This window comes from Mesorhizobium sp. M4B.F.Ca.ET.203.01.1.1 (assembly GCF_004791025.1).
Taxonomy (GTDB): domain Bacteria; phylum Pseudomonadota; class Alphaproteobacteria; order Rhizobiales; family Rhizobiaceae; genus Mesorhizobium; species Mesorhizobium abyssinicae.
This window is the reverse complement of record NZ_SRUO01000150.1, coordinates 1-344: the sequence shown is the minus strand read 5'-3', so window position 1 is coordinate 344 and position 344 is coordinate 1. Positions and strand designations below refer to the sequence as shown.

General features: G+C 64.8%; 1 protein-coding gene. It reads left to right on the top strand.

Annotated elements, in window-relative coordinates; genetic code table 11:
• Positions 1 to 344 (top strand): FAD-dependent oxidoreductase (locus EN846_RS34065; protein WP_189587205.1); only part of this gene is annotated, 344 nt, incomplete at both ends.

The following is a 344-nucleotide window of genomic DNA, read 5'->3' as shown; positions in this document are numbered from 1 at the left end:
TCTCGGCGCCAAGGTCATCGTGGCGCAGAGCGATCCGATGTTCCTGCCCGGCGAGGAGCGCGACGCCGCGCAGATTCTTTCAGACGCCTTGCCGCGCGAGGGGGTGGAGGTGCGCCTGAACACCGAAGTTGTGGCGGTGCGCAGGGAAGGTGCCGCCAAGTTCGCCGACCTGATGCGGGATGGTGACACGACGACGATCTCCGTCGACGAGATCATCACCGGCGTCGGCCGTTCACCCAATGTCGATGGTCTCGGCCTCGAAGAGGCGGACGTGGCCCATGACGCCGACGGCATCAAGGTGGATGATTATCTGCGAACCAGCAACCCGCACATCTATGCGGCGG